General features: G+C 35.6%; 18 protein-coding genes. 3 read left to right on the top strand and 15 right to left on the bottom strand.

Annotated elements, in window-relative coordinates:
- Positions 1 to 128 precede the first annotated feature (128 nt).
- Complete coding sequence (gene uvrA, locus ACQ76T_RS04945) at positions 129 to 2,921, bottom strand: excinuclease ABC subunit UvrA (RefSeq protein WP_431342225.1); 2,793 nt, start codon at positions 2,919 to 2,921, stop codon at positions 129 to 131.
- A 694-nt stretch (positions 2,922 to 3,615) separates the two neighbouring features.
- Between uvrA and ACQ76T_RS04950 the strand changes: the two genes are divergently transcribed.
- Together ACQ76T_RS04950 and ACQ76T_RS04955 are read left to right on the top strand one after the other, a co-directional pair.
- Positions 3,616 to 5,427, top strand: a complete 1,812-nt coding sequence (locus tag ACQ76T_RS04950) for a TonB-dependent receptor plug domain-containing protein (protein ID WP_431342226.1) — start codon at positions 3,616 to 3,618, stop codon at positions 5,425 to 5,427.
- Positions 5,428 to 5,498: 71 nt separating this feature from the next.
- Positions 5,499 to 6,215 (top strand): DUF2490 domain-containing protein, encoded by a 717-nt coding sequence (locus tag ACQ76T_RS04955; RefSeq protein ID WP_431342227.1) that lies wholly within the window; start codon positions 5,499 to 5,501, stop codon positions 6,213 to 6,215.
- An 85-nt stretch (positions 6,216 to 6,300) separates the two neighbouring features.
- On the opposite strand, the gene ACQ76T_RS04960 is transcribed toward ACQ76T_RS04955, so the two are convergent.
- The 14 genes from ACQ76T_RS04960 to ACQ76T_RS05025 all read right to left on the bottom strand — a co-directional run bounded on the left by ACQ76T_RS04960 (position 6,301) and on the right by ACQ76T_RS05025 (position 19,958).
- Positions 6,301 to 7,035: a hypothetical protein gene (locus ACQ76T_RS04960; RefSeq protein WP_431342228.1), complete on the bottom strand. Its 735-nt coding sequence runs from the start codon at positions 7,033 to 7,035 to the stop codon at positions 6,301 to 6,303.
- Positions 7,036 to 7,757: 722 nt separating this feature from the next.
- Positions 7,758 to 8,204 carry a phosphohydrolase gene (locus ACQ76T_RS04965; protein WP_422692106.1) on the bottom strand — a complete coding sequence of 149 codons (447 nt, stop codon included), beginning with the start codon at positions 8,202 to 8,204 and terminating at the stop codon, positions 7,758 to 7,760.
- Between the two features lie 80 nt (positions 8,205 to 8,284).
- Positions 8,285 to 8,620, bottom strand: a complete 336-nt coding sequence (locus tag ACQ76T_RS04970; RefSeq protein WP_431342229.1) for a YegP family protein — start codon at positions 8,618 to 8,620, stop codon at positions 8,285 to 8,287.
- Positions 8,621 to 8,651: 31 nt separating this feature from the next.
- Positions 8,652 to 8,963 carry a hypothetical protein gene (locus ACQ76T_RS04975; protein ID WP_431342230.1) on the bottom strand — a complete coding sequence of 104 codons (312 nt, stop codon included), beginning with the start codon at positions 8,961 to 8,963 and terminating at the stop codon, positions 8,652 to 8,654.
- An 84-nt stretch (positions 8,964 to 9,047) separates the two neighbouring features.
- Complete coding sequence (locus ACQ76T_RS04980) at positions 9,048 to 9,587, bottom strand: hypothetical protein (protein ID WP_431342231.1); 540 nt, start codon at positions 9,585 to 9,587, stop codon at positions 9,048 to 9,050.
- Between the two features lie 77 nt (positions 9,588 to 9,664).
- The gene (locus ACQ76T_RS04985; RefSeq protein ID WP_422692110.1) at positions 9,665 to 11,440 is read right to left on the bottom strand and encodes an acyl-CoA dehydrogenase family protein; all 1,776 of its coding nucleotides are present in this window, start codon (positions 11,438 to 11,440) and stop codon (positions 9,665 to 9,667) included.
- Between the two features lie 232 nt (positions 11,441 to 11,672).
- Positions 11,673 to 12,041 carry a four helix bundle protein gene (locus ACQ76T_RS04990; protein WP_431342232.1) on the bottom strand — a complete coding sequence of 123 codons (369 nt, stop codon included), beginning with the start codon at positions 12,039 to 12,041 and terminating at the stop codon, positions 11,673 to 11,675.
- A gap of 60 nt (positions 12,042 to 12,101) precedes the next feature.
- Positions 12,102 to 13,280 (bottom strand): acetyl-CoA C-acyltransferase, encoded by a 1,179-nt coding sequence (locus ACQ76T_RS04995; protein WP_431342233.1) that lies wholly within the window; start codon positions 13,278 to 13,280, stop codon positions 12,102 to 12,104.
- A 106-nt stretch (positions 13,281 to 13,386) separates the two neighbouring features.
- Positions 13,387 to 13,851, bottom strand: a complete 465-nt coding sequence (tnpA, locus tag ACQ76T_RS05000) for an IS200/IS605 family transposase (protein WP_431342234.1) — start codon at positions 13,849 to 13,851, stop codon at positions 13,387 to 13,389.
- Positions 13,852 to 13,935: 84 nt separating this feature from the next.
- Positions 13,936 to 16,329 carry a 3-hydroxyacyl-CoA dehydrogenase/enoyl-CoA hydratase family protein gene (locus tag ACQ76T_RS05005; protein ID WP_431342235.1) on the bottom strand — a complete coding sequence of 798 codons (2,394 nt, stop codon included), beginning with the start codon at positions 16,327 to 16,329 and terminating at the stop codon, positions 13,936 to 13,938.
- A gap of 55 nt (positions 16,330 to 16,384) precedes the next feature.
- Positions 16,385 to 16,837, bottom strand: coding sequence for a MarR family winged helix-turn-helix transcriptional regulator (locus ACQ76T_RS05010; RefSeq protein WP_431343716.1), 453 nt, complete (start codon positions 16,835 to 16,837; stop codon positions 16,385 to 16,387).
- Positions 16,838 to 16,996: 159 nt separating this feature from the next.
- Positions 16,997 to 17,926 (bottom strand): ABC transporter ATP-binding protein, encoded by a 930-nt coding sequence (locus tag ACQ76T_RS05015; RefSeq protein ID WP_431342236.1) that lies wholly within the window; start codon positions 17,924 to 17,926, stop codon positions 16,997 to 16,999.
- Positions 17,927 to 18,401: 475 nt separating this feature from the next.
- Entirely contained in the window at positions 18,402 to 19,373 is a 972-nt protein-coding gene (locus ACQ76T_RS05020) for an iron chelate uptake ABC transporter family permease subunit (protein WP_431342237.1), read from the bottom strand.
- Between the two features lie 24 nt (positions 19,374 to 19,397).
- Positions 19,398 to 19,958, bottom strand: coding sequence for a TlpA family protein disulfide reductase (locus ACQ76T_RS05025; protein WP_431342238.1), 561 nt, complete (start codon positions 19,956 to 19,958; stop codon positions 19,398 to 19,400).
- 33 nt (positions 19,959 to 19,991) lie between these two features.
- Between ACQ76T_RS05025 and ACQ76T_RS05030 the strand changes: the two genes are divergently transcribed.
- Positions 19,992 to 21,116 (top strand): 2Fe-2S iron-sulfur cluster-binding protein, encoded by a 1,125-nt coding sequence (locus tag ACQ76T_RS05030; protein ID WP_431342239.1) that lies wholly within the window; start codon positions 19,992 to 19,994, stop codon positions 21,114 to 21,116.
- Positions 21,117 to 21,172: the final 56 nt, after the last annotated feature.

A 21,172-nucleotide genomic window follows, 5' to 3' on the forward strand; every position in this document is an offset into this window, starting at 1 on the left:
ACTGAAACGTTCAAAAATCCTGCCATCTAATACCTTTTAAGTCTTAAAATGGGTACTCAGGTAAGTGAATTTAGTGAAAAAATAATAATTCATAAAAAAACGACTGTATCTGATACAGTCGTTTTTATTTATTGCTCAAGTTTTTCTTTAATATATTTTGCAGTGTAAGACTTTTTATTTTTTATTAAGTCTTCAGGAGTTCCGGCGAAAACAACTTCTCCACCGTGTTTTCCTGCTTCCGGGCCAATATCGATGATGTAATCGGCACATTTGATGATATCTGGCTGATGCTCAATAACAATGACAGAATGTCCAAGATCTATTAAGGCCTGTAACGATTTTAACAGTTTTTGAATATCATGAAAATGAAGACCTGTAGAAGGCTCATCAAAAATGAATAATGTTTTGTCTGTCGTTACGCCTTTTACAAGGAATGAAGCCAGCTTTACACGTTGTGCTTCTCCTCCGGAAAGCGTAGAAGAGCTTTGTCCCAGCTGCAGATAGCCCAATCCAACTTCCTGTAATGGTTTTAGCTTGGTTACAATCTTTTCTTCATTATTGTCTTTAAAGAATTCCAACGCTTCATCTACTGTCATATGAAGGATATCGGAGATGTTTTTCTCGTCAAATTTTACTTCAAGGATTTCGTTTTTGAAACGTGTGCCTTTACACACTTCACACTCCAGTTCAATATCTGCCATGAACTGCATCGAAACATTGATGACCCCTTCTCCTTTACACTCGTCACATCTTCCGCCATCTACGTTGAAGGAGAAATGTTTGGGCTTGTATCCCATCATTTTCGCTACTTTCTGCTTGGCAAAAAGGTCCCGGATGTCGTCATAAGCTTTCAGATAGGTAACCGGGTTGGAACGGGAAGACTTTCCAATCGGATTCTGGTCGATAAGTTCTATATTTTTGATCAGTTTCTTTGGAAATTCTACGGAATCATACTCTCCTTTTTTACCGCCCATTCCTAATTGAATCTGAATATCATTGGTCAGGATTTCTTTCATCAGGGTAGATTTTCCACTTCCTGAAACTCCTGAAATAACCACCAGATTTTCCAGAGGAACATCTACGTCAATGTTCTTCAGGTTGTTTTGGCGGGCCCCTTTAATATGGATCCATTCTTTTGCTTTTCTTCGTTTTTCAGGAACCTTGATTTCCAGTCTTCCGGTAAGGTATTCTGAAGTAAGAGTATTGGCTTTTTTCAGGTCTTTATAATCTCCGGCAAATACTAATTCACCTCCAAGATAACCCGCTTCCGGACCGATATCAATAATATAATCGGCTGCACGCATCACATCTTCGTCGTGTTCTACAACGATCACAGTATTACCAAGATCTCTAAGGTTTTTCAATACGTCGATCAGGTTTTCGGTGTCTTTGGAATGAAGACCGATGGAAGGTTCATCCAGAATATAAATAGAACCTACTAAAGAACTTCCCAGGCTGGTCGCAAGGTTGATTCTCTGGCTTTCACCTCCTGATAAAGTATTGGATGTTCTGTTCAGGGTTAAATATCCCAAACCTACTTTCAATAAAAATTCCAGTCGGGTTGTGATTTCGTATAATAGTCTTTTGGCAACTTCCTTGTCGTGCTCAGAAAGTTCTAATCCATTAATTAGTGGTTCCAGCTCATCCAAAGGAAGCTCAATCATAGACTGGATATTGTGTCCGTCTACTTTTACCCAGCTTGTCTCTTCACGAAGTCTTAATCCTTCGCAGGTAGGGCAGAGCGTTTTTCCTCTGTAGCGGGAAAGCATCACACGATACTGGATTTTATAAAGGTTTTCTTCAAGCATTTTGAAGAAATTATTGATGGAAGGGAATGTACTTTTCCCATCGCCTTTCCAAAGGAAGTTTTTCTGTTCTTTTGTAAGCTGATGATAAGGTTTATGGATAGGGAAGTCTCCTGCTTTTTTAATGAAATCTTTTTTCCACTCGCTCATGGTTTCTCCTCTCCAGGAGACAATGGCATCTTCGTATATAGACAACGTTTTGTTGGGAACGACAAGATCTTCATCAATTCCTATTACTTTTCCGTATCCTTCACAGGCCGGACAGGCACCGTAAGGGTTGTTGAAACTGAAAAAGTGAACATTGGGTTCTAAGAATTCCATTCCGTCCAGTTCAAACTTATTGGAGAATTCTTTTATTTTGCCGGTATCCGTATTTTTTAATGAGCAGTGTCCTCTTCCTTCATAAAATGCCATCTGAATAGAATCTGCCAATCGCTGAAGGAAACTTTCATCTTCTTCATAGGCGAAACGGTCTATGACAAGGTTGATCGTCATTCCTTTTTCCGGAACAAAGCTGAAACTTTCCAAATCTTCAATTCCAGCTACATTTCCATTGATCTCAAGCCTTGTGAAACCTGCCAGTTTTAAAACATTTAATGTCTCGTTGAAATTATCCACACTGTATTCCAAAGGAGCAGTCAGTAGGAACGAGGTATCTTTTTTTGATGCTTTAATGAAATCTACTACATCAGAAACAGAATCTTTTTTCACTTCCTCTCCCGACACTGGTGAAAATGTTTTCCCAATTCTGGCAAATAACAGTTTCATGTAATCGTAGATCTCAGTAGAGGTCCCTACAGTAGATCTTGGATTGGAAGAGATTACTTTCTGCTGAATGGCAATTGAAGGAGCCAGTCCTTTAATATCGTCTACTTTAGGTTTTTCAAGCTTACCCAGGAACTGACGTGCGTAAGAGCTTAAACTCTCCACATATCTTCTTTGTCCTTCTGCATAGATGGTATCAAAAGCCAGTGATGATTTACCACTTCCTGACACTCCTGTAATCACAATCAATTTGTTTTTAGGAATCAGGACGTCTATATGTTTCAGATTATTAAGATGTGCATTCTTAACGAAAATCTGCTTTTTTATATCAATTTCTGTCGTGTTAGCCATATTTTGTTTATTCATAAAAGTGGCTGAAGAGTAGTATGATCTATCCGTCAGCAATGGTGTTTTGCCATGGAATATTCCTGGCAGTTCGTCCTCAATTGACCGTATCAATACCCTTTTAAATCTGTTATGATCTCAATCGCTATTTTTCAAAAAGCTGTTTAAAATCTGGTAGAAAAAAGGATCTTTTCATTGTCAAATTAAGACCCACAAAATTACGAAATTTTAGTGAAAATTTTACGCTTATCTTATTGTTTAAAAATTATTATTGTAAACGTTACATCAGAAGCATAAAGTGGAATTATTCGCTTTGTAAAATACTGTATTTGAATATTTTTTTTGGATTTACACTTGTTTTTGTTGCTGTTTTACAGTTGTTTAGACTATTTTTAAGAATGTGTTGTGTTTTTTCATTTAGGTATTGTTTTGTGTTTTAAAATATGCTAAAATTGTACTCATAAATTTGTAATAGAGAAATGATAAAATTATTCAGAGACTTAGTTACGCATTTAATGAGAAAAAGATAATAATTACTCCCTCACACAAGAAGCTGTTTTTTTGAAACAGCTTCTTTTATTTTTTTTAATTACCTATTATTCTGAAAAGGATGGACTCTGTTTTATGACAAGTATCATTTGCCTGTCTTGGCGAACTCTCTTACTTTTGAACCCTGTTATAAAAAACTACGAAAACGATTATGATCAAAAAGATAGGAAGCGCTTTTTTTCTGGGATCTTTACTTTGGGTAAATGCACAGGAAAAGACAACGGATATTGAAAGCGTTGAATTTCAGGGTAAATTCATCTCTACACCTTATAAAAGTGCCAATCAGAATATTACAGTAATCACCAAAGAAGAAATTACCAATTCTCCGGCAAAAAGTATTGATGAGATTCTTCAGCAGGTTCCGGGTATGGATATCAGAAGGAGAGGTGCGAATGGAGTTCAGAGTGATATCGGTTTTCGTGGAAGCTCTTTTGAGCAGGTATTGCTGTTGCTGAATGGGATCAGAATGAATGATTCTCAAACCGGGCATAACAATATGAATATTCCGGTTGATCTGCAGGATGTAGAAAAGATTGAAATTATAAAAGGTCCTGCAGCAAGACGTTTCGGGCAGAATGCTTATGCTGGAGTTATTAATATTATCACCAAAACAACACCGGGAAAAAGAGTGAAGATCAGTGCTGAAGGTGGAGATTACGGTTCTTATGGATTAGGATTGAATGCTCAGGTGGGTAACGAAAAGTTTTCCAATTCACTTCAGGCCAATTCTGCATCTTCGGAAGGGTATATGTATAATACTGATTATGAGATCAGGAATGCTTTCTATCAGGGAAAACTGAATATAAAAAACGGTGACTTGAAATTGCAGGCAGGTTTTTCTGAAAAAAAGTTTGGAGCGAATGGATTTTACTCATCCAAAGCTGCTACCGAGCAATATGAGGAAACTCAGGCATCTATTGTAAGTGTTGCCCACCAGCAGACTTTTGGAAAGCTTAGATTAAATTCTAATGTCTATTGGAGAAGAGGGCAGGATATGTACCTTTTTAACCGTCAAAATCCTTCCATTTACCGAAATATGCACATTGGAAATAATGTTGGAGGAGAAGTGAATTCCAGTTATCAATGGGGATTAGGAACCACAGGAGTCGGTGTTGAATTGAGAAAAGAGCTTTTGGTAAGCAGTAATCTTGGAAATAGAAACCGTTTTGTGTCTCAGATTTTCTTTGAGCATCATTTTTCATTACTGGATAAAAAACTGAACATCAGTCCAGGAATTTCTTGGGCTAATTATTCAAAAGAAGGAAATTTTTTCTATCCGGGACTGGATGTAGGATATAACTTTACGCCTAACAGTAAGGTGTATGGAAATATCGCAAAAGTACATCGTGTTCCTACTTTCACCGATCTGTATTATATCAGTAAGACTGAACAGGGAAATCCTGCATTATTACCTGAAAATGCTATTTCATCTGAAATCGGATATCAATACCAAAACAGTAAAATTTTGGCTAAAATCAGTGGTTTTATGAGAAACTCTGATAATTCAATAGATTGGATAAAAAACAATCCCAATGACCTTGTCTGGTATGCTCAGAATGTTGGTGAAATCAAAACAAAAGGAATAGAAGCTGAAGTGAACCAGAGATTAACTGACTGGCTAAGGTATTCTGTTGGATATACTTATATCAACAGCAATTACAAGGAAACAAATGGTTTGGTTTCAAGATATATTCTGGATAATCTGAAGCATCAGGTGGTTGCAAAACTGGAAACAAAATTCCTGAAAAGCTTTACCAATGAGTTGGTGTACCGATATAATGAAAGAGTAAATCTGGGTACTTATAATCTTCTGGACGAGAAAATAAGTTTTGCCAAAAAAGACTATGCTGTGTATATTTTAATTAATAATATCGCCAATACAAAATATACGGAAGCGTTTGGAGTAGAAATGCCGCAAAGGTGGTTCCATATTGGTTTTTCTTACAATATTAATATTAAGTAGATGTTAATCTGATATGAATAAAAGTTAATATTAACAAATTGTTAAATAAATTACATTTGCAAAAATTTTTTATGAAGCGTTTTTTAGGTTTAGGCTTAGTACTTGCGATTTCTTTTTTCAAAGCACAGGAACATGTTTCCAGCTTCAATGCAGTGACTCTAACCTATAAGTTTCATCCAAAGTTTTTCCTCTATGCGGAAGGGCAGATGCGTGGTAACGAAGATTATACCTATCCCGATTATTATGAGATAAAAGGAGGGTTGGGGTATAATCTTACCAAAAATCACAAACCTTTTGTAGGACTAGGAAGATATGTAAATTATAAAGATCACAGCTTAAGCAGGGAAGAGTTCAGAGTATGGCTTCAGGATGTCATTGATCTGAAAAAAGGAATTGTAAAATTTGAAAACCGTTTCCGTGTTGAGAAGAGCTGGTTTTATGAACCCCAAACAAATCAGACTTCCCAAAGAATGCGTTACCGTTACCGTCTTAATGTAAGTGTCCCTTTAAATGCCAAAACCATCAAGAAAGGAACTGTATTTGCCAATGCCTATGATGAAATTTTCTTTGTAACCCCTATGAAGCCTAGTTTCGCCAGAAATAGAGTATATGGCGGTTTCGGCTATCAGATTGATGATTATTTCGGAATTGTAAGCGGATATCTTTGGCAACGCGAATTTGAAGCGAAGGGAAATAAAAATTTACACTTTATTTACCTTGCTTTAAATATTAACATTGATGGAACAGACCATCAAACGAAAACGTATGATTTCCCTGGTGCAGATTAAAACCTCTTTACTATAAATACAGGTTAAAAATAAAAGGCAAACCAGATGGTTCGCCCTTTACGAGAAGATTGTTTAATATTATTATTTATTTTAGTCTTTTCAAAGACATCTGAGTTATAGGCCCAGAGCCTGTACCACCTGAACTGAAAGCTCGAACAGTTGTATTCTCTGTATTGAATACCCTAAATGAATGCGTATTGGCAGCTAACATCGGGATAGAAGTAATCAGGGTATAGGTCTGCGGACTTCCAGTGGGAGCTGTAAAAATATCATTAACACGTGCAACCCACCTATTATTGGTGTTATCCCATATTCCTACAACAGGACTTGTTCCCAATGTAGTAATAAGTTGTGTATTCATAGTTATCGCATAGGTTCCATCAGTTGATACTTTAAATGAATTGGCTGTTCCTGTACCTGTATATAAATTTTCATTGTCTATAATTTCATTGTTGAGGTTTCCGATAGGATTTACAGTTGACAGAGAATTATTTAAAAAATCTCCTGTCATCTGCACATTTATTTCCTGAGCCACCACAAACTGCCCGTTGACCGCAATAACGGTTCCGGTAGCATTGGGAACCCCTGTCAGGGTTTGCCATGTAGGTGCTAAGCCGGGACCATTTGATTTTAAGACCTGTCCCACAGTACCCGCATTTCCTGTAGTAGAAGCATCGCCGCCTACGTTCAGTTCGTTGGTGAGTTGTAGTGAACCGTTAACATGCAGTGTTTTTTGAGGAGTTGGTGTATTAATCCCTACTTGGCTATAAGCTAATAAAGGAAACATCGAGAGTCCGATTAATAATAAATTTTGTTTCATTTTAAGGAGTTTTTTTAATTATTTATAAAAAATTAAATTGTGTTATGATTTTATATAGCTTTACTCTTCCTACTGCCAATTTTATTTAAAATAACATTGGTGATACTTCTTTTGATGTATCCTGATGTAAGATGGTTATTTATTAAAGTGTGTGATATTACTGATATTAACTATAGAATATAGTAGAAAGGACGTTTTGTGTTTTTTTTCATTGTTTTTGTGTTGAAGTTTTTAACCTAATTCATTAGGATTAATTGGAAATATTATTTTTTTCTTTACAAAGGTGTGATTTTGTTAGATGAAACTAATATTTATTGATGGAAAAATATAAAAACTGTGATTTATAAATTATGTAATGAATATGGTAAAAAAGAAGTTTTGTGCTTTTTCATTGTTCGTGTTAATGTTTTTAACCTAATTCATTAGGATTAATTGGGATTATTTTTTTTCTTTACAAAGGTATCGTTTTATTAGATAAAATCACCATTTATTGATAGGAGTATATAAAAACTGTAATTTATAAATCATATAATAGAAGATGGATTATCTTATTTCGGAAATATAGTAAATTTATTAAAAAACTAATAAATCTGCAGCCGGTCTATTCATGATTAGATTTCTATGATCAAGTTATCCTGCATCTATTCGATTTGCAATAGAAGCCTTGTGATTAACAGAAAATTGATGCGTTTTTACGAGGACTAAAATACAGTTGCCTTATTTTAATACTTCTCTACCAGATAACGATAAGCTTTCAGGTATTTATTGAACCTTTTGATATCTTTAGGAGTAAGTTCTCTGTTTACTCTTCTAAGATCCATATTATCACGAAGGTCGTTGATCTTTACTGCTACGGAAAGGAGAGATCTTTCTGTTCTTTTGATGAAATCATCATATTCTTCTTCGGGATCAAATTTAGTAAGACAGCTGATCGCGAAGATCATATACTCGGGAAAGCCTTCAGATCTTAGATAATCCAGGCTGAATTCTATCGGATGGTCTTCTACAACATCATGGAGAACTCCTACAATTTTTTCATCCAATGTTTTACCATATTCCATCACCCGCATAACGTGGGCAATGTAAGGGGCGTGGTATTTATCGGTTTGTCCTTTATGAGCCTTATCGGCAATTTTAATAGCTTTATTCAGTAATTCTTCTTTTGTCATTGCTCATGAAAAATAGAATACAAAAATAAAAAATGCCTTAAGAAAATAAGACATTTTTATTAATATTATTTCATAAGATTTTATGAAGCGGTTTCATCCTCTACAGGGGCATTAGGAGCATTGTTTTTTACAGATTCTATTCCGTTTTCCATGCCATTGTCAGATTCATACATTTGGCTGGTTCCTATGATCTGCCCATTTCCTGCCTTAAGGTTGAAGTAGCATCTTTCATCTTTAGCAGTATTTCTTTCGAATTTGGAATCGTCCTGTGAGTTGGTTTTTACAGAATCTATTCCGTTTTCACATGAAGATTTGGAGCTGTAGCCCTGGCTGGTAAGGATTACCTGTCCGTTTGCAGCTTTAAGATTGAATTGGAAGTCACCATTTGTTCTTTTTGAAATAATAAATTTTCCCATAATAAATGATTTTGAATTGGTTGTTTGATAATTATTTGGAAGGCACTGCCTTTTTTGTTTCGGTACTGTGTTTTTCCGGAGGAATGGAGTTTAGTATTTTATATTTTGAATAATCTTTATGTGATTCTTTTAAAGCCATATAGATCGTAGTGTCTTTAGGCAGAATGCTCATCATCTTATATAATTCTTTCTGCTGGTGTGCAGAATTTGTTTCCAAATTTTTAAACAGATCTTTATTTTGAATTTTTGTGGTATCTACCTTTGGAAAGATTTTAGGACGATCTTTTTTCTGAGCAATAAACGCAACAGGGAAGGTAAGGAGTGAAAATAATAATAATTTCATTGTATGTTTTTGGGTTTTCTGATTTTTAATTGTACTAAAAATAGTAAAAATTATTGATATGTAAAACGTTTAGAACCTTTGCTCTTATTTAGAAGACAAACTGTATTTTTTTGTAATGACTTCTCCAGGAAATCTCATGACAAGTTTTACTTTTTCAGTGTTTTCTTTAGTCGTATCTGAAATAATAACGAAAGAAAAGTAAGAGTGGTTTCCACTCTTCATAAACTGTTTAAGTCTTGTATCTCTGTATAGCTGTAAACTTTTGTCGTCTTTATCTTTTTTCTTATCCATCCAGAATGCTTCAGCTTTCAAATAATTGTTATGATTCTTTGTCTGATTTTTAATTTCATCTATTACAAAAGGATATCTTTTAAGAATCATTTGTGCGTTTTCACAAAGCCGTCTTTCAGATTCTCTCATCATTTCTGTGCCGCAAATGATAGCCTGGCCTCTCTTTAGAACGGGTTTAGGCTTTTCAGGTTTATTTTCATAGGCATCAAGGATTTTACCTAAAACACGATCTTCCAAAATGCCGTGACATCTTAAGGTATCATTAGGGCGGGTTTGAGAAAATGAAATGGTATGGATGAGAATGGTGAAAAGAGAGAATAATTGTATTTTCATGTTAAGCTTTATTCATTAAATATATAAAAAACGCCCCATTTCTGAGGCGTTTTGAATCAAATTTATGGTATTAAAGACTAATAATTTCCTTTTTCAATATAGTGTGCTGCTACTTTTTCTGTAAGAGCTACTACATTCGGATGATTGGTATACTTTGTAAATCTTCTTAGTCCTGAAAGCATCATTCTCTGCTCATCTCCTTCTGCAAAAGAAACGATTCCTTCTTTAGCGGCAACGATGATTTTCTCAACGGCTTTGTAAAGGTTTAATTGAGCCATAGCTGCTTCTACAGATTCTGGAGAGAAATGTTTTTCTGCTCTTAATACTGAAGATTCTGCCATATAGATCTGGTTAAGGATTTCAGAAGCATTCAATAATAAATGCTGTTGCTTTTCAATATCCATCATATATTTCTGAAGCGCAGCTCCTGAAACCATAAGGAATACTTTCTTAAGGTTGGCAATAATTGCTTTTTCTTCGCTCATGAATTCTGAGTAATCAGGAACTTCGAATGAAGGAATACCCATCAACTCTTTGCTGATTGCCATTGCAGGAGATAAAAGATCCAATTCACCTTTCATCGCTCTCTTGATAAGCATTCCTACGGCTAGTAGTCTGTTGATCTCGTTTGTTCCTTCGTAGATTCTGGAAATTCTTGAATCTCTCCATGCAGCTTCCATTGGAGTATCTTCAGAGAATCCCATTCCACCATACACCTGAATTCCTTCGTCTGCAGTGTGCTGAGCAAGGTCGGAAACGAATACTTTAAGGATAGAACATTCTACTGCGAATTCTTCTACACCTTTCAATTCTGCTTCCTGATGGCTTAGTCCACCTGCTACCAATTCATCAATTTTGTCCTGAATGTTTTTAGCCGCTCTGTAAGAACCTGCCTCACTTACGAAAACTCCGGTTGCCATTTCAGCAATTTTCTTTCTGATAGCTCCAAAAGTAGAGATTGAAACCCCAAATTGTTTTCTTTCGTTAGAATACTGGATAGAATGGTTTAAAATTCTTCTTTGTGCATCAAGACAAGCAGCTGCCAATTTGATACGGCCTACGTTCAATGCATTCAGAGCGATTTTGAAACCATTGTTTCTTTCTCCTAAAAGGTTTTCCACAGGGATTTTCATGTCATTAAAGAAAACCTGACGGGTAGAGGAAGCACGAATACCTAGTTTGTGCTCTTCTTCACCGAAAGTTAAACTTGCAGGGTTCTCAAGCTCAGATCTGTTAATCACAAAACCTGTGATGTTTTTATCATCATCAATTTTAGCGAATAAAGTGAATGTATCTGCAAATCCTGCATTGGATATCCACATTTTCTGTCCATTGATGATATAGTGTTTTCCGTCTTCGGAAAGTTTTGCTCTTGTTTTTCCTGAATTGGCATCAGAACCTGCATCCGGCTCTGTTAAACAGTAAGCCCCGAATTTTGTTCCTGTTGCTAAGTCCGGAAGATATTTTTTCTTTTGTTCCTCAGTTCCATACAGAACAATAGGTAAAGTTCCGATTCCGGTGTGCGCTCCATAAGCAGTTGCCAATGATCCTGTTGTTCCGGAAATATAGTCGCAGGCAAGCATTGTAGTTACAAAACCCATTCCCAGACCGCCGTATTCTTCAGGAACGGCAATTCCCAGCATTCCCATTTCTCCAAGTTTACGCATTGTTTCTTCCGTGAATGCATAATCTTTCTTTTCGAAACGTTCTCTTTGAGGAACTACCTCTCTGTCGATAAATTCTTTTGCAGAATCGCGTAGCATTTTTTGCTCTTCGTTCAGCTCTTCAATACTGAAAATTTCGTTTGCAGGAATTTGTTTGATCAGGAATTCCCCGCCTTTTAATGTAGCCATATGTTATTTTGTTATTTAATTTTTTGTGAGATTTAGAAGAAAATAGACAGATAGATGATAGATTGTAAGCGTCGTTTATTTTCTATCTGTCTATTCTCTCTTTATCTTTTTTCTTTTAGTCTCTACTTAAAGGATTTTAAAATATCATTGTTGTTTTTTGAGATTTTTAGATAATAGATGAATAGATAATAGATTGTAAGTGTGGTCTATTCTCTCTTTGTCTTTTTTCTTCTTAGTCTCTATTTAAAGTATTCTGAAATACCATTGTTGCTTTTTGGAATTCTTCAATTTTAATTTCAAAGATTTCGGTTTTTTCATCGGATAAATATTTTCTATGATTTGCCAACAGGATTTGTGTTTGCAATTCAAATGAAGAACCTAAAGAAATGTCTAGAAAATGACTAAAAGATTTATTTGTTCTGCTTGAACCTTCGGCTATATTTGATGGAATTGAGATAGCGCATCTATCCATTTGACTCTTCAGTCCATATTTTTCATAAGCTGGAAAAGTATCTGTAAAATCTAACGTCAATTTTGATAATTCCATACTCATTTGCCAAATTTTAAGCTTCTTAAAATTGTGTCTTTTAAAAATGTTCATTCATTTCTTGTGTTTTTACTTTCTATTATCTATCCGTCTATTCTCTTGTTAATCTATATATTATAGCAATTCAAAAATTGAAGCTGCTCCTTGACCTGTTCCAACGCACATAGAAACCATTCCGTACTTGTTGCCACGTTTTCTCATTTCATCAAGAAGTTGCACGGTAAGCTTTGTTCCGGTACATCCAAGAGGGTGACCTAAAGCAATAGCTCCTCCGTTTACGTTTAAGATATCCGGGTTTAAGCCTAATTCTTTTTTAATAGCAACTGATTGAGATGCGAAAGCTTCATTAAGTTCGATCAATTCAATATCTTTCAATTCTAATCCTGCTTGTTTCAATGCTTTTGGAATAGCATAGATTGGCCCCATACCCATAATTCTTGGTTCAAGACCTGCGGCAGCATAAGCTACTAGTCTTGCTTCAGGCTCCAATCCTAATTCTTTAACCATTTCTTCACTCATGACCATTACGAAGGCTGCTCCGTCACTCATTTGGGAAGAGTTTCCGGCAGTTACGCTTCCTCCGTTGGCAAATACAGGTCTTAGCTTGGATAATCCTGCTAATGATGTGTCAGCTCTAGGGCCTTCATCTACAGAGAAATCGAACTTTTTGGTTTGAAGTTTTTGGTTTTCATCAAGGAAATTATATTCTACAGGAATCGGAACAATCTGATTGGCAAATTTACCTTCCTGATTGGCTTTTAAAGCTTTCATGTGAGACTCAAAAGCAAACTGATCCTGCTCTTCTCTGGTGATATTGTATTGTTTGGCTACTTCTTCTGCAGTGTAACCCATTCCCCAATAATAATCAGGGTTTGTTTTCGCGATCTCTGTTTCAGGAACCGGTTTGTAACCTCCCATTGGGATGTACGACATAGATTCTGTACCTCCAGCGATAATACAGTCTGCCATTCCTGCCTGTATTTTTGCTGAAGCAATGGCAATAGCTTCACTTCCTGAGGCACAGTATCTGTTTACTGTTACTCCCGGAACTTTATCAGTATTTAAACCCATCAGAGAGATCAGACGTGCAACGTTTAAGCCTTGTTCAGCTTCGGGCATTGCATTTCCTACGATAAGGTCATCTATTCTGTTTTTATCTAATTGTGGTAGCTCAGCCATTAATTTTTCAATAACGGTAGCTGCCATGACATCAGGTCTTGTGAATCTTAAACTTCCTTTTGGGGCTTTTCCAACGGCAGTTCTGAAACCTTTTACTATGTATGCTGTTTTCATTTTTTTTGTTTAATTAATTTGTTTTAGAGTTTTTTGCCTCGTAGAGGTAAACTGTTCATAGATATTTGTTGATGCATTTTTTGCAGAGCTCCGGAGGAGCGACCTGTTAATCATTAATCCATTCAAATAAATATTTTGGATCATATTCTATCTCAAATTTTGACATAAAATCCAGATATTCTTCTCTAAAAGTTTTCTTTTTATGATGTTGTTCCTGACCTAAAATATATTTTACAACAGAATCAACACTACTTTTAGAATAAGAAAAAGCTCCGTACCCTTCCTGCCAATTGAATTTTCCATTTACCCATCCTTTTTCATTGATGAATTTTGAAGAACCCGCTTTAATATCTCTTACTAAATCTGAAACCGAAAGTGTCGGACTCATACTTATAAGAATATGGACATGGTCTGGCATTGCAAAAACTGCGAATAATTTTTGATTTCTATTGGAAACAATACCTGTTATAAACTGATGCAATTCTTCTCTGTTTTCTTTTGAAATCAGATTTTGTCTTCCTTTTACAGCGAAAACAATTTGAATATAAATCTGAGTGTAGGTATTTGCCATACATTAACAGGCCGCCTCTACGAGACTTTCCAATTTTTTTTAATTATTCATGCTATTAACAGTTCGCTCCTACGGAGCTCCCCGTTAGTTTCTCAAAGGTTTCCCATTTTGCAACATGTACTGGATTCTTTCCAAAGTTTTTCTTTCTCCACAAAGTTGAAGGAAGGTTTCTCTTTCAAGATTCAATAGATATTGTTCTGTTACTACCGTTGGTTCAGATAGGTTACCACCTACCATTACATTAGCCAGTTTATCAGCAATTTTCTTATCGTGTTCAGAAATATATTTTCCGGTTAACATTTGATCTGTTCCCACATAGAACATTCCTAATGCATCTTTACCAAGAACCTTTACTTTTTGTTCAATAGGCTGGGTATATCCTTGTTCTGCTAGTAATTTTGCTACTTTTTTTGCTTCAGCGATCTGTCTGTTTTTGCTTACTGAAACGATATCTTTTCCTTTTTCAAGAATTCCCATATCGTAAGCTTCATAGGCAGAAGTGGCTACTTTACCCATTGCGATATTCATGAATGCTTCACGAAGTCTGTTATTTTTAACATCATCGCTGTGGAATTCTCTTGATGTTCTTAAAGTCAATTCTTTAGTACCACCACCACCAGGAATTACTCCAACACCGGTTTCTACAAGTCCGATATAGGTTTCTGCAGCTGCAACTACACGATCTGCGTGCATTGTCATTTCACATCCTCCACCTAAAGTCATTCCGTGAGGAGCAACTACAACAGGAATAGAGGAGTAACGCACTCTCATCATTGATTTCTGGAAGTATGCAATGGCCATATTCAAATCATCCCAATCCTGCTCAATAGCCATCATTAAGATCATTGCAAGGTTAGCTCCTACAGAGAAGTTTGCTCCCTGGTTTCCTACTACCAATCCGTCATATTCTTTTTCTGCTAAATCAATAGCTCTGTTTAATCCATCAAGAACTTCGCCTCCAAGTGAATTCATTTTAGAACGGATTTCGAAGTTGATGATCCCATCTCCTAAATCTAATATGGCAGCACCGGAATTACTCCAAAGTGTTTTGTTTTTTCTGATGTTGTCTAAGATGATGAAGGCATCTTGTCCAGGGATTTTGTTGTATTCTCCTGAATTTTTATCTACATAAATGCTTTGTCCTTCATCATTTACTTTATAGAAAGTTTCTACATTTTTTACCCAGTCTGATACTTCATAACCAGCATCTTTTGCCAATTCAATACCTTTCTGAACGCCTACAGCATCCCAGATTTCAAACGGACCGTTTTCCCATCCGAAACCTGCTCTCATGGCATCATCAATTTTGTACACTTCGTCAGAAATTTCAGGAACTTTATGAGAAACGTAAGCGAATAATGCTCCTAACGATTTTCTGTATAATTCTCCTGCTTTGTCTTTACCACCAATCAATACTTTGAATCTGTCGATTGGCTTATCAATAGATTTTGTTAATTCCAGAGTAGGGAAAGACGATTTTCCTTGCCGCTCATATTCTAACGTGTCAAGGTTTAATCCGTGAATTTCAGATTTTCCTTCTGCATTTTTTACTTTTTTATAGAAACCTTGCTCTGTTTTTGATCCCAGCCACTTATTATCCATCATTTTCTGGATATAGTCAGGAAGAGCAAATACATCATTAAAGTTATTGGCTTCAGCGCCGCTTTGGCGAACTCCGTTAGCTACCATTACCAAAGTATCAAGACCAACAACGTCAGCAGTTCTGAATGTCGCAGATTTTGGACGCCCGATTACAGGACCTGTTAATTTATCAACATCAGAAACGGTAAGTCCTAATTTCTGTACATTGTGAAGAAGATCCATCATGGAGAATACTCCAATTCTGTTGGCAATGAAGGCCGGAGTATCTTTGGCTAAAACGGTAGTTTTTCCTAAGAATTTAGCTCCATAATTCATATAGAAATCGATGATCTCAGGAGCAGTATCGTTGGTAGGGATAATCTCAAGAAGAGGAAGGTATCTTACCGGATTGAAGAAGTGCGTTCCTGCAAAATATTTTTTGAAGTCTTCGCTTCTGCCTTCAGTAAGAAGATGAATAGGAATTCCGGAAGTATTTGAAGAGATCAATGTTCCCGGTTTTCTGAACTGCTCAATCTTTTCGTATACGGATTTTTTGATGTCGAGTCTTTCTACAACTACTTCAATAATCCAGTCTGTATTTTTTATTTTAGGTAAGTCATCATCAAAATTTCCTACTTTGATTCTATCTGCAAATTTCGGTGAGTAAAGAAGTGCAGGACTTGCTTTTTTAAGTTTTTCAAAGTTTTCGGAAGCAATTCTGTTTCTTACTGCTTTGTCATCTTTGGTCAAACCTTTTTTCTGTTCAGCTTCCGTCAGTTCAAAAGGAACAATGTCTAAAAGTGACACTTCCACGCCGATGTTGGCGAAGTGGGCCGCGATACCGCTACCCATAATTCCTGAACCAAGAACCGTTACATGTTTGATTCTTCTTTTCATATGTAAATTTTTATTTTTTATAAGGTATATGCACCCTTTTCGGTTTCAGTATGATCTATTTTCTGTTATTAAGCAGCTCGTTGGCTATTTTCATGATCTCAGTCATTACATCCTTAAAAGCTTCCATCTTTTCGGGGGCTATCTTTTCCATTACTTTCTTATTAAAGTTGACCACAACTTCCTTCGACATATTTCTGGAATTTAATCCTTTGTCGGTAAGTTTAATGATCACTTCTCTTTTGTCGGTAGTGGTTTTTTCTTTATAGATATATCCGTTATCTTCCAGGAGTTTAATGATTCTGGTTAAAGAAGTTGGTTCTATGGCCATCTTTGGACCAAGATTCGTACTTCTGGTACCTTCTTTGGGATCAATTTTAAGAAGGGTGAGGGCTTGTACTGCTGTGGAATCATGTTCCTGAGCAAGTTCTGTGTACATTTTTGAAACAGCCAGCCAGGTCTGTTTTAAAATTAAGTCTACGTTTTCTATTTTTTCTCTATTATTATCCATCATTTTTGCGCTAATGGTTTTACCCAAATTTAGTAAATATTATGCATGCATAGTATTTATTAACGTTAAAATTTGTTAATAATCTGATAATAAATAGATTAAATTGTATGATTAGCATAATACTATGCATGCATAGTATATTGAATAATCAATGAAAACTTAGTATTGGTGAATGTTTTTGATGAAATTGATGATTTCTTCGAAAGATTCATATCGGTATTGGGTTGAATCTTTAGTAATTACCCAAAAAGGCTTTTGAAATTCAAAACTGAGGGAAGAAAGGTTTTTGGGGAAGTTTTTCTGAAGCAGAGAATATAGCATTTCTTTGTGAAACTGTGGTGCGGAGATATAAGGTGGAATAAAGCTTTCGTGGATCTGAAATAATGATGCATTGGTTAATTCATCATGTTGAAGTAAAATGTCCTCAACAATTCCGGTATAAAGGGTTTTATCTTTTACATACCATATTTTGTCAGCAAATTCCTTGGCTAATCTCCAGTCGTGAGAAGAAAACAGTATCAATTTATTTTGTTCTTTCGCCAGTTTTCTTAGTGTTTTAAGAATTGTGATTTTGTTTTTTTCGTCCAGGTGAGTGGTGGGTTCATCCAGAATAATGATCGGTGAATTTTGAGTAATTGCCCGCCCAATAAATGCCTTTTGAAGATTTCCGTCCGAAAGGTTTTTAAGAAGGATAGATTGGTATTGTTTAAGATCTAACTCTTCAATAATATGAGCAACTTCATCCCGGTCTTCTTTTTTCAGTTCAAAATAAAAAGGATAGTAGATGTATTTTCCCAGTGAAATAAGATCTTCAACTGTATAATGCTGAGGAACTGCTGCTTTAGAAAAAACGATCGCAATATGTTCAGCAATTTCCTTTACAGAAAGGGTTTTTACATTTTTACCATCAATTAAAATCTCACCATCCAGTAAAGGAAGCTGATGCAATATCGATTTAATTAGGGTTGTTTTTCCTACACCGTTATTGCCGATCAGTAAACATACATCGCCAAGCTTCAAATCTGCATGAGCATTGGAAATTAGAGGAGTAGTATAGCCGATATGAGCCTTTTTGATCTCTAGGTACATAACTAAAATAAGAAAAGGATTATAAGTAACAGGATAGGTAGAAAACTTAAAAATAAATATAGGAATTTATTTTTTTTTACTTTCCATAAAGTATAAACACCTAAGAGAATGGAACCCCAAAATGCAACGGGTAACGCAAGCATGAGCCACCAATTATGCCCCCAAGAATAAATCCAATGTAATTTCTGATTCAATCGAAACATTTTTGAATACTCTAGAAATGCAAAACTTACTACAAACAAAATGATATGTGCAGTAATGAGCTGTTTTTGTATTATTCTAATGTTCATTGTTTCGCTTGTTAGATAAGTTTCGTTGAGATAGTAATGCTGAAAGCATCTCTGTAAAATGGTTTAGCTTCCTTCGGAATGATACTTTATGAATATTTTCTCTTTTTATTTGATAAAGAAAGTTAAGAATTTATTCTCAAAATCTGCGGAAGGTTTAAATTAGTTATTCATTTTAATTATTGTTTTTACACCTTATTCTGCCTCAAAAGCATCATCAGAATCACAGGAATTCCAAATACAGAGCTTATCACATTCAAAGGAATTTGCGTTTTCTCAGCAATGATGGAGAACAATAACATAATCAGCATTCCCAAAAACATATTAAGAATCCATTGTTGCCATAGTTTAGAAGGGTTGTAAATCAATCGGCAGAAATGAGGTACAATGATTCCTATGAATAGGATAGGACCCAAAAATGCTGTAATAGAAGCCGAGAGGAGAGATGATGATACAATGATCAAAAGTTTCAACTGTCTTAAATTCACTCCCAGACTCTGGGCATAAGAAGTTCCCAGAGAATTTCCTATAAGGGGTTTTATAGATCTGAAACAAAAGAACATCCCAATCAAAACCAAAATAAATAAAACAGCAATCTGGTTCCTGGTGACCATATTATTGGCACCAAATGACCATAAAATGTAATTTTTAAGGCTTTGATTTTCCGCATAAAACTGAAGCAGAGAAACAATGGCTCCGGCAAAAGCAGATATCAGGAATCCAAAGATGATAAGGTATGATTTATCCTGAAATTTATTAGACATTGATAGCAATACAAGCATGAGTGCTAAACTTCCCCCAATCGCTGCCAGACTTAGAAAACTGTTCTGCAGAAATTCCGGAAGAAGAATATTGTGCGAAAGTAAAATATAAAATGCCACCGATAAACTGGCTACCGATGTAATTCCCAAAATATCTGGCCCAGCCAATGGATTCTGAAAATATTCCTGCATCAGAAATCCAGATGTAGGAATGGAAATCCCGGCTAATAACATGACCAAAACGCGGTTAACCCTAATTTCAGCAATTTGATTCTGAGAAGTATTCTGGAAAAAATCCTGTATGCTTAGCGCAAGAAATCCTGTGTTCAGATTAATGATCGCAACTAAAATGATTGCAATCCCCAATAATAAACACAGGATTTTAAATCTTTTTGACATAATTCCGAAAGAGTTCTGTCTGTTTTATTGTAAAAGAGAGCTGATTTTTGAATTCAACGCTTCTTCTGTCATCAATCCTGAATATTCTTCCACCTTTTCGCCTTTTCTCATATATGTGAAGGGAATAGAACCCCCTGTCCATTGTTTGAAATTGGTTGTGAAGAACTTTTGGTCAAGTTTTGTTCCGTCAACTAAAATAACATTTCCTCCTAGGTTATTTTCTTCCACAAAGTTTTTTACAGCAGAATCCCAGTCAGCTTTTTCATCAAGATCCACAAAAGTGAACTTCACCGGCTTTCCTTTTAATTCCTGCATTTTTTCTTTAAAGTTTGGAATTTCCTGCATACATGGTCCACACCAAGTAGCAAAGAAGTTGGTTATATATAAGGTGTCGTTATTTTTAGCAAGATGTTGAGTAAGTTCCTCAGGAGAAGTTTCTTTGTTTACAAAAGCAATTTTTTCTGGATCTGCACTTTGATGTACCGAAAGAGAATCTGTTGCAACTGCCTGTTGAGATTTCTGATCTTTATTTTTACAGCTATAGATGGAAGCCATCACGAACATGGATAAAATTATCTTTTTCATAAATTATTTTTTATCTATTTTTGAATTGAAGTTATGGAACAACAAATCTACAAAGGGAAACTTATACAGTTTCATCGGTTAAAAATAGCGAAAAAGGAAGAGCTGACCAAAAATACTTTCTCTCTGGAGTTTGATATTCCCGAGAATGTAAAAGAAAATTTTAAGTTCGAAGCAGGGCAGTTTGTGAGTGTGAAATTTCAATCGTATGGTGAAGAGGTTATTAATGATTATTCAATGACTTCAGCTCCCTATGAGAAAAAAATTACCTTAGGAATTAAAGTAAATTCTCCTGATGGCGGTACTTCTCAGCTATTCAATAATTATAATGTTGGAGATGATCTTTGGGTGAGCGAACCGGCTGGAAGGTTTACCATCGTGTCCAAACCGAGTGAGTTTCGAACTATTGTTGCTTTTGCTGCCGGGATAGGAATTACCCCAATTTTAAGCCACTTTAAAAATATACTTCATAACGAGCCAAGAACAAGATTGTTTTTGTTTTTTGGAAATAAAAACTCGGAAGATCTGATCTATCGCGAAGAGCTGGATACTCTGGCAAGAACTTTTGGGGACAGACTTCAGATTTTTTACTTTTTTTCACGGGAAAAAACAGCTGATCAGTTTTTCTATGGAAGACTGGATGAAAAGAAACTGGCCCTTATTATCAATCAGATCCTTCATTTGGACGACACAGACGAGGAATCTACGATATGGGATGCGGTGGATGAAGTATTGATCTGCGGGAAAGGTGAAATGATCAAAACATTGGCAAATGCCTGTTATCATCACGGTATTCCGAAAAAAAATATTCATTTTGAACTTTTTGAAGAATTTAACAATGATATTTATCCTGTAGAAAAAGATTTCCCTCTTATTGAAAATATTGAAGTGGAATTTACCATGCTTGGGAAAAATTATAGCGCTCAACTTCCTGATAATAAAGATAAAATCCTTCAGCAGCTTTTGATGCAGAAATTTCCTGTTCCTTATTCCTGCAAATCCGGAATTTGTGGTAGTTGCGAATGTTCTCTGGTAGAAGGCGAAGTGGAACTTCTGGAGAATGAATATCTTACGGAAAAAGAAGAAGCACAAGGGCATATATTGGCTTGTATGTCGATAGTGAAAAGTAAAAAAATAAAGCTTAACTTTGATCTTAGTTGAGAATTATCAGAAACATATTTAACTTAGGTTTTGTGTCATTAGAATTAGGGATTTTA

Origin of the sequence: Chryseobacterium sp. JK1 (assembly GCF_050632815.1) — a bacterium.
GTDB lineage: Bacteria > Bacteroidota > Bacteroidia > Flavobacteriales > Weeksellaceae > Chryseobacterium.

Excerpts from the sequence above, each read along its gene's own strand:
- ACQ76T_RS04960 (WP_431342228.1), bottom strand. The coding sequence starts at position 7,035 with ATGAAACAAAATTTATTATTAATCGGACTCTCGATGTTTCCTTTATTA.
- ACQ76T_RS05015 (WP_431342236.1), bottom strand. The coding sequence starts at position 17,926 with ATGTACCTAGAGATCAAAAAGGCTCATATCGGCTATACTACTCCTCTA.
- uvrA (WP_431342225.1), bottom strand. The coding sequence starts at position 2,921 with ATGGCTAACACGACAGAAATTGATATAAAAAAGCAGATTTTCGTTAAG.
- ACQ76T_RS04950 (WP_431342226.1), top strand. The coding sequence starts at position 3,616 with ATGATCAAAAAGATAGGAAGCGCTTTTTTTCTGGGATCTTTACTTTGG.
- ACQ76T_RS05010 (WP_431343716.1), bottom strand. The coding sequence starts at position 16,837 with ATGGATAATAATAGAGAAAAAATAGAAAACGTAGACTTAATTTTAAAA.
- ACQ76T_RS05005 (WP_431342235.1), bottom strand. The coding sequence starts at position 16,329 with ATGAAAAGAAGAATCAAACATGTAACGGTTCTTGGTTCAGGAATTATG.
- ACQ76T_RS04955 (WP_431342227.1), top strand. The coding sequence starts at position 5,499 with ATGAAGCGTTTTTTAGGTTTAGGCTTAGTACTTGCGATTTCTTTTTTC.
- ACQ76T_RS04990 (WP_431342232.1), bottom strand. The coding sequence starts at position 12,041 with ATGAACATTTTTAAAAGACACAATTTTAAGAAGCTTAAAATTTGGCAA.
- ACQ76T_RS04975 (WP_431342230.1), bottom strand. The coding sequence starts at position 8,963 with ATGAAATTATTATTATTTTCACTCCTTACCTTCCCTGTTGCGTTTATT.
- ACQ76T_RS05030 (WP_431342239.1), top strand. The coding sequence starts at position 19,992 with ATGGAACAACAAATCTACAAAGGGAAACTTATACAGTTTCATCGGTTA.
- ACQ76T_RS04965 (WP_422692106.1), bottom strand. The coding sequence starts at position 8,204 with ATGACAAAAGAAGAATTACTGAATAAAGCTATTAAAATTGCCGATAAG.
- ACQ76T_RS04980 (WP_431342231.1), bottom strand. The coding sequence starts at position 9,587 with ATGAAAATACAATTATTCTCTCTTTTCACCATTCTCATCCATACCATT.
- ACQ76T_RS04995 (WP_431342233.1), bottom strand. The coding sequence starts at position 13,280 with ATGAAAACAGCATACATAGTAAAAGGTTTCAGAACTGCCGTTGGAAAA.
- tnpA (WP_431342234.1), bottom strand. The coding sequence starts at position 13,851 with ATGGCAAATACCTACACTCAGATTTATATTCAAATTGTTTTCGCTGTA.
- ACQ76T_RS04970 (WP_431342229.1), bottom strand. The coding sequence starts at position 8,620 with ATGGGAAAATTTATTATTTCAAAAAGAACAAATGGTGACTTCCAATTC.
- ACQ76T_RS04985 (WP_422692110.1), bottom strand. The coding sequence starts at position 11,440 with ATGGCTACATTAAAAGGCGGGGAATTCCTGATCAAACAAATTCCTGCA.
- ACQ76T_RS05020 (WP_431342237.1), bottom strand. The coding sequence starts at position 19,373 with ATGTCAAAAAGATTTAAAATCCTGTGTTTATTATTGGGGATTGCAATC.
- ACQ76T_RS05025 (WP_431342238.1), bottom strand. The coding sequence starts at position 19,958 with ATGAAAAAGATAATTTTATCCATGTTCGTGATGGCTTCCATCTATAGC.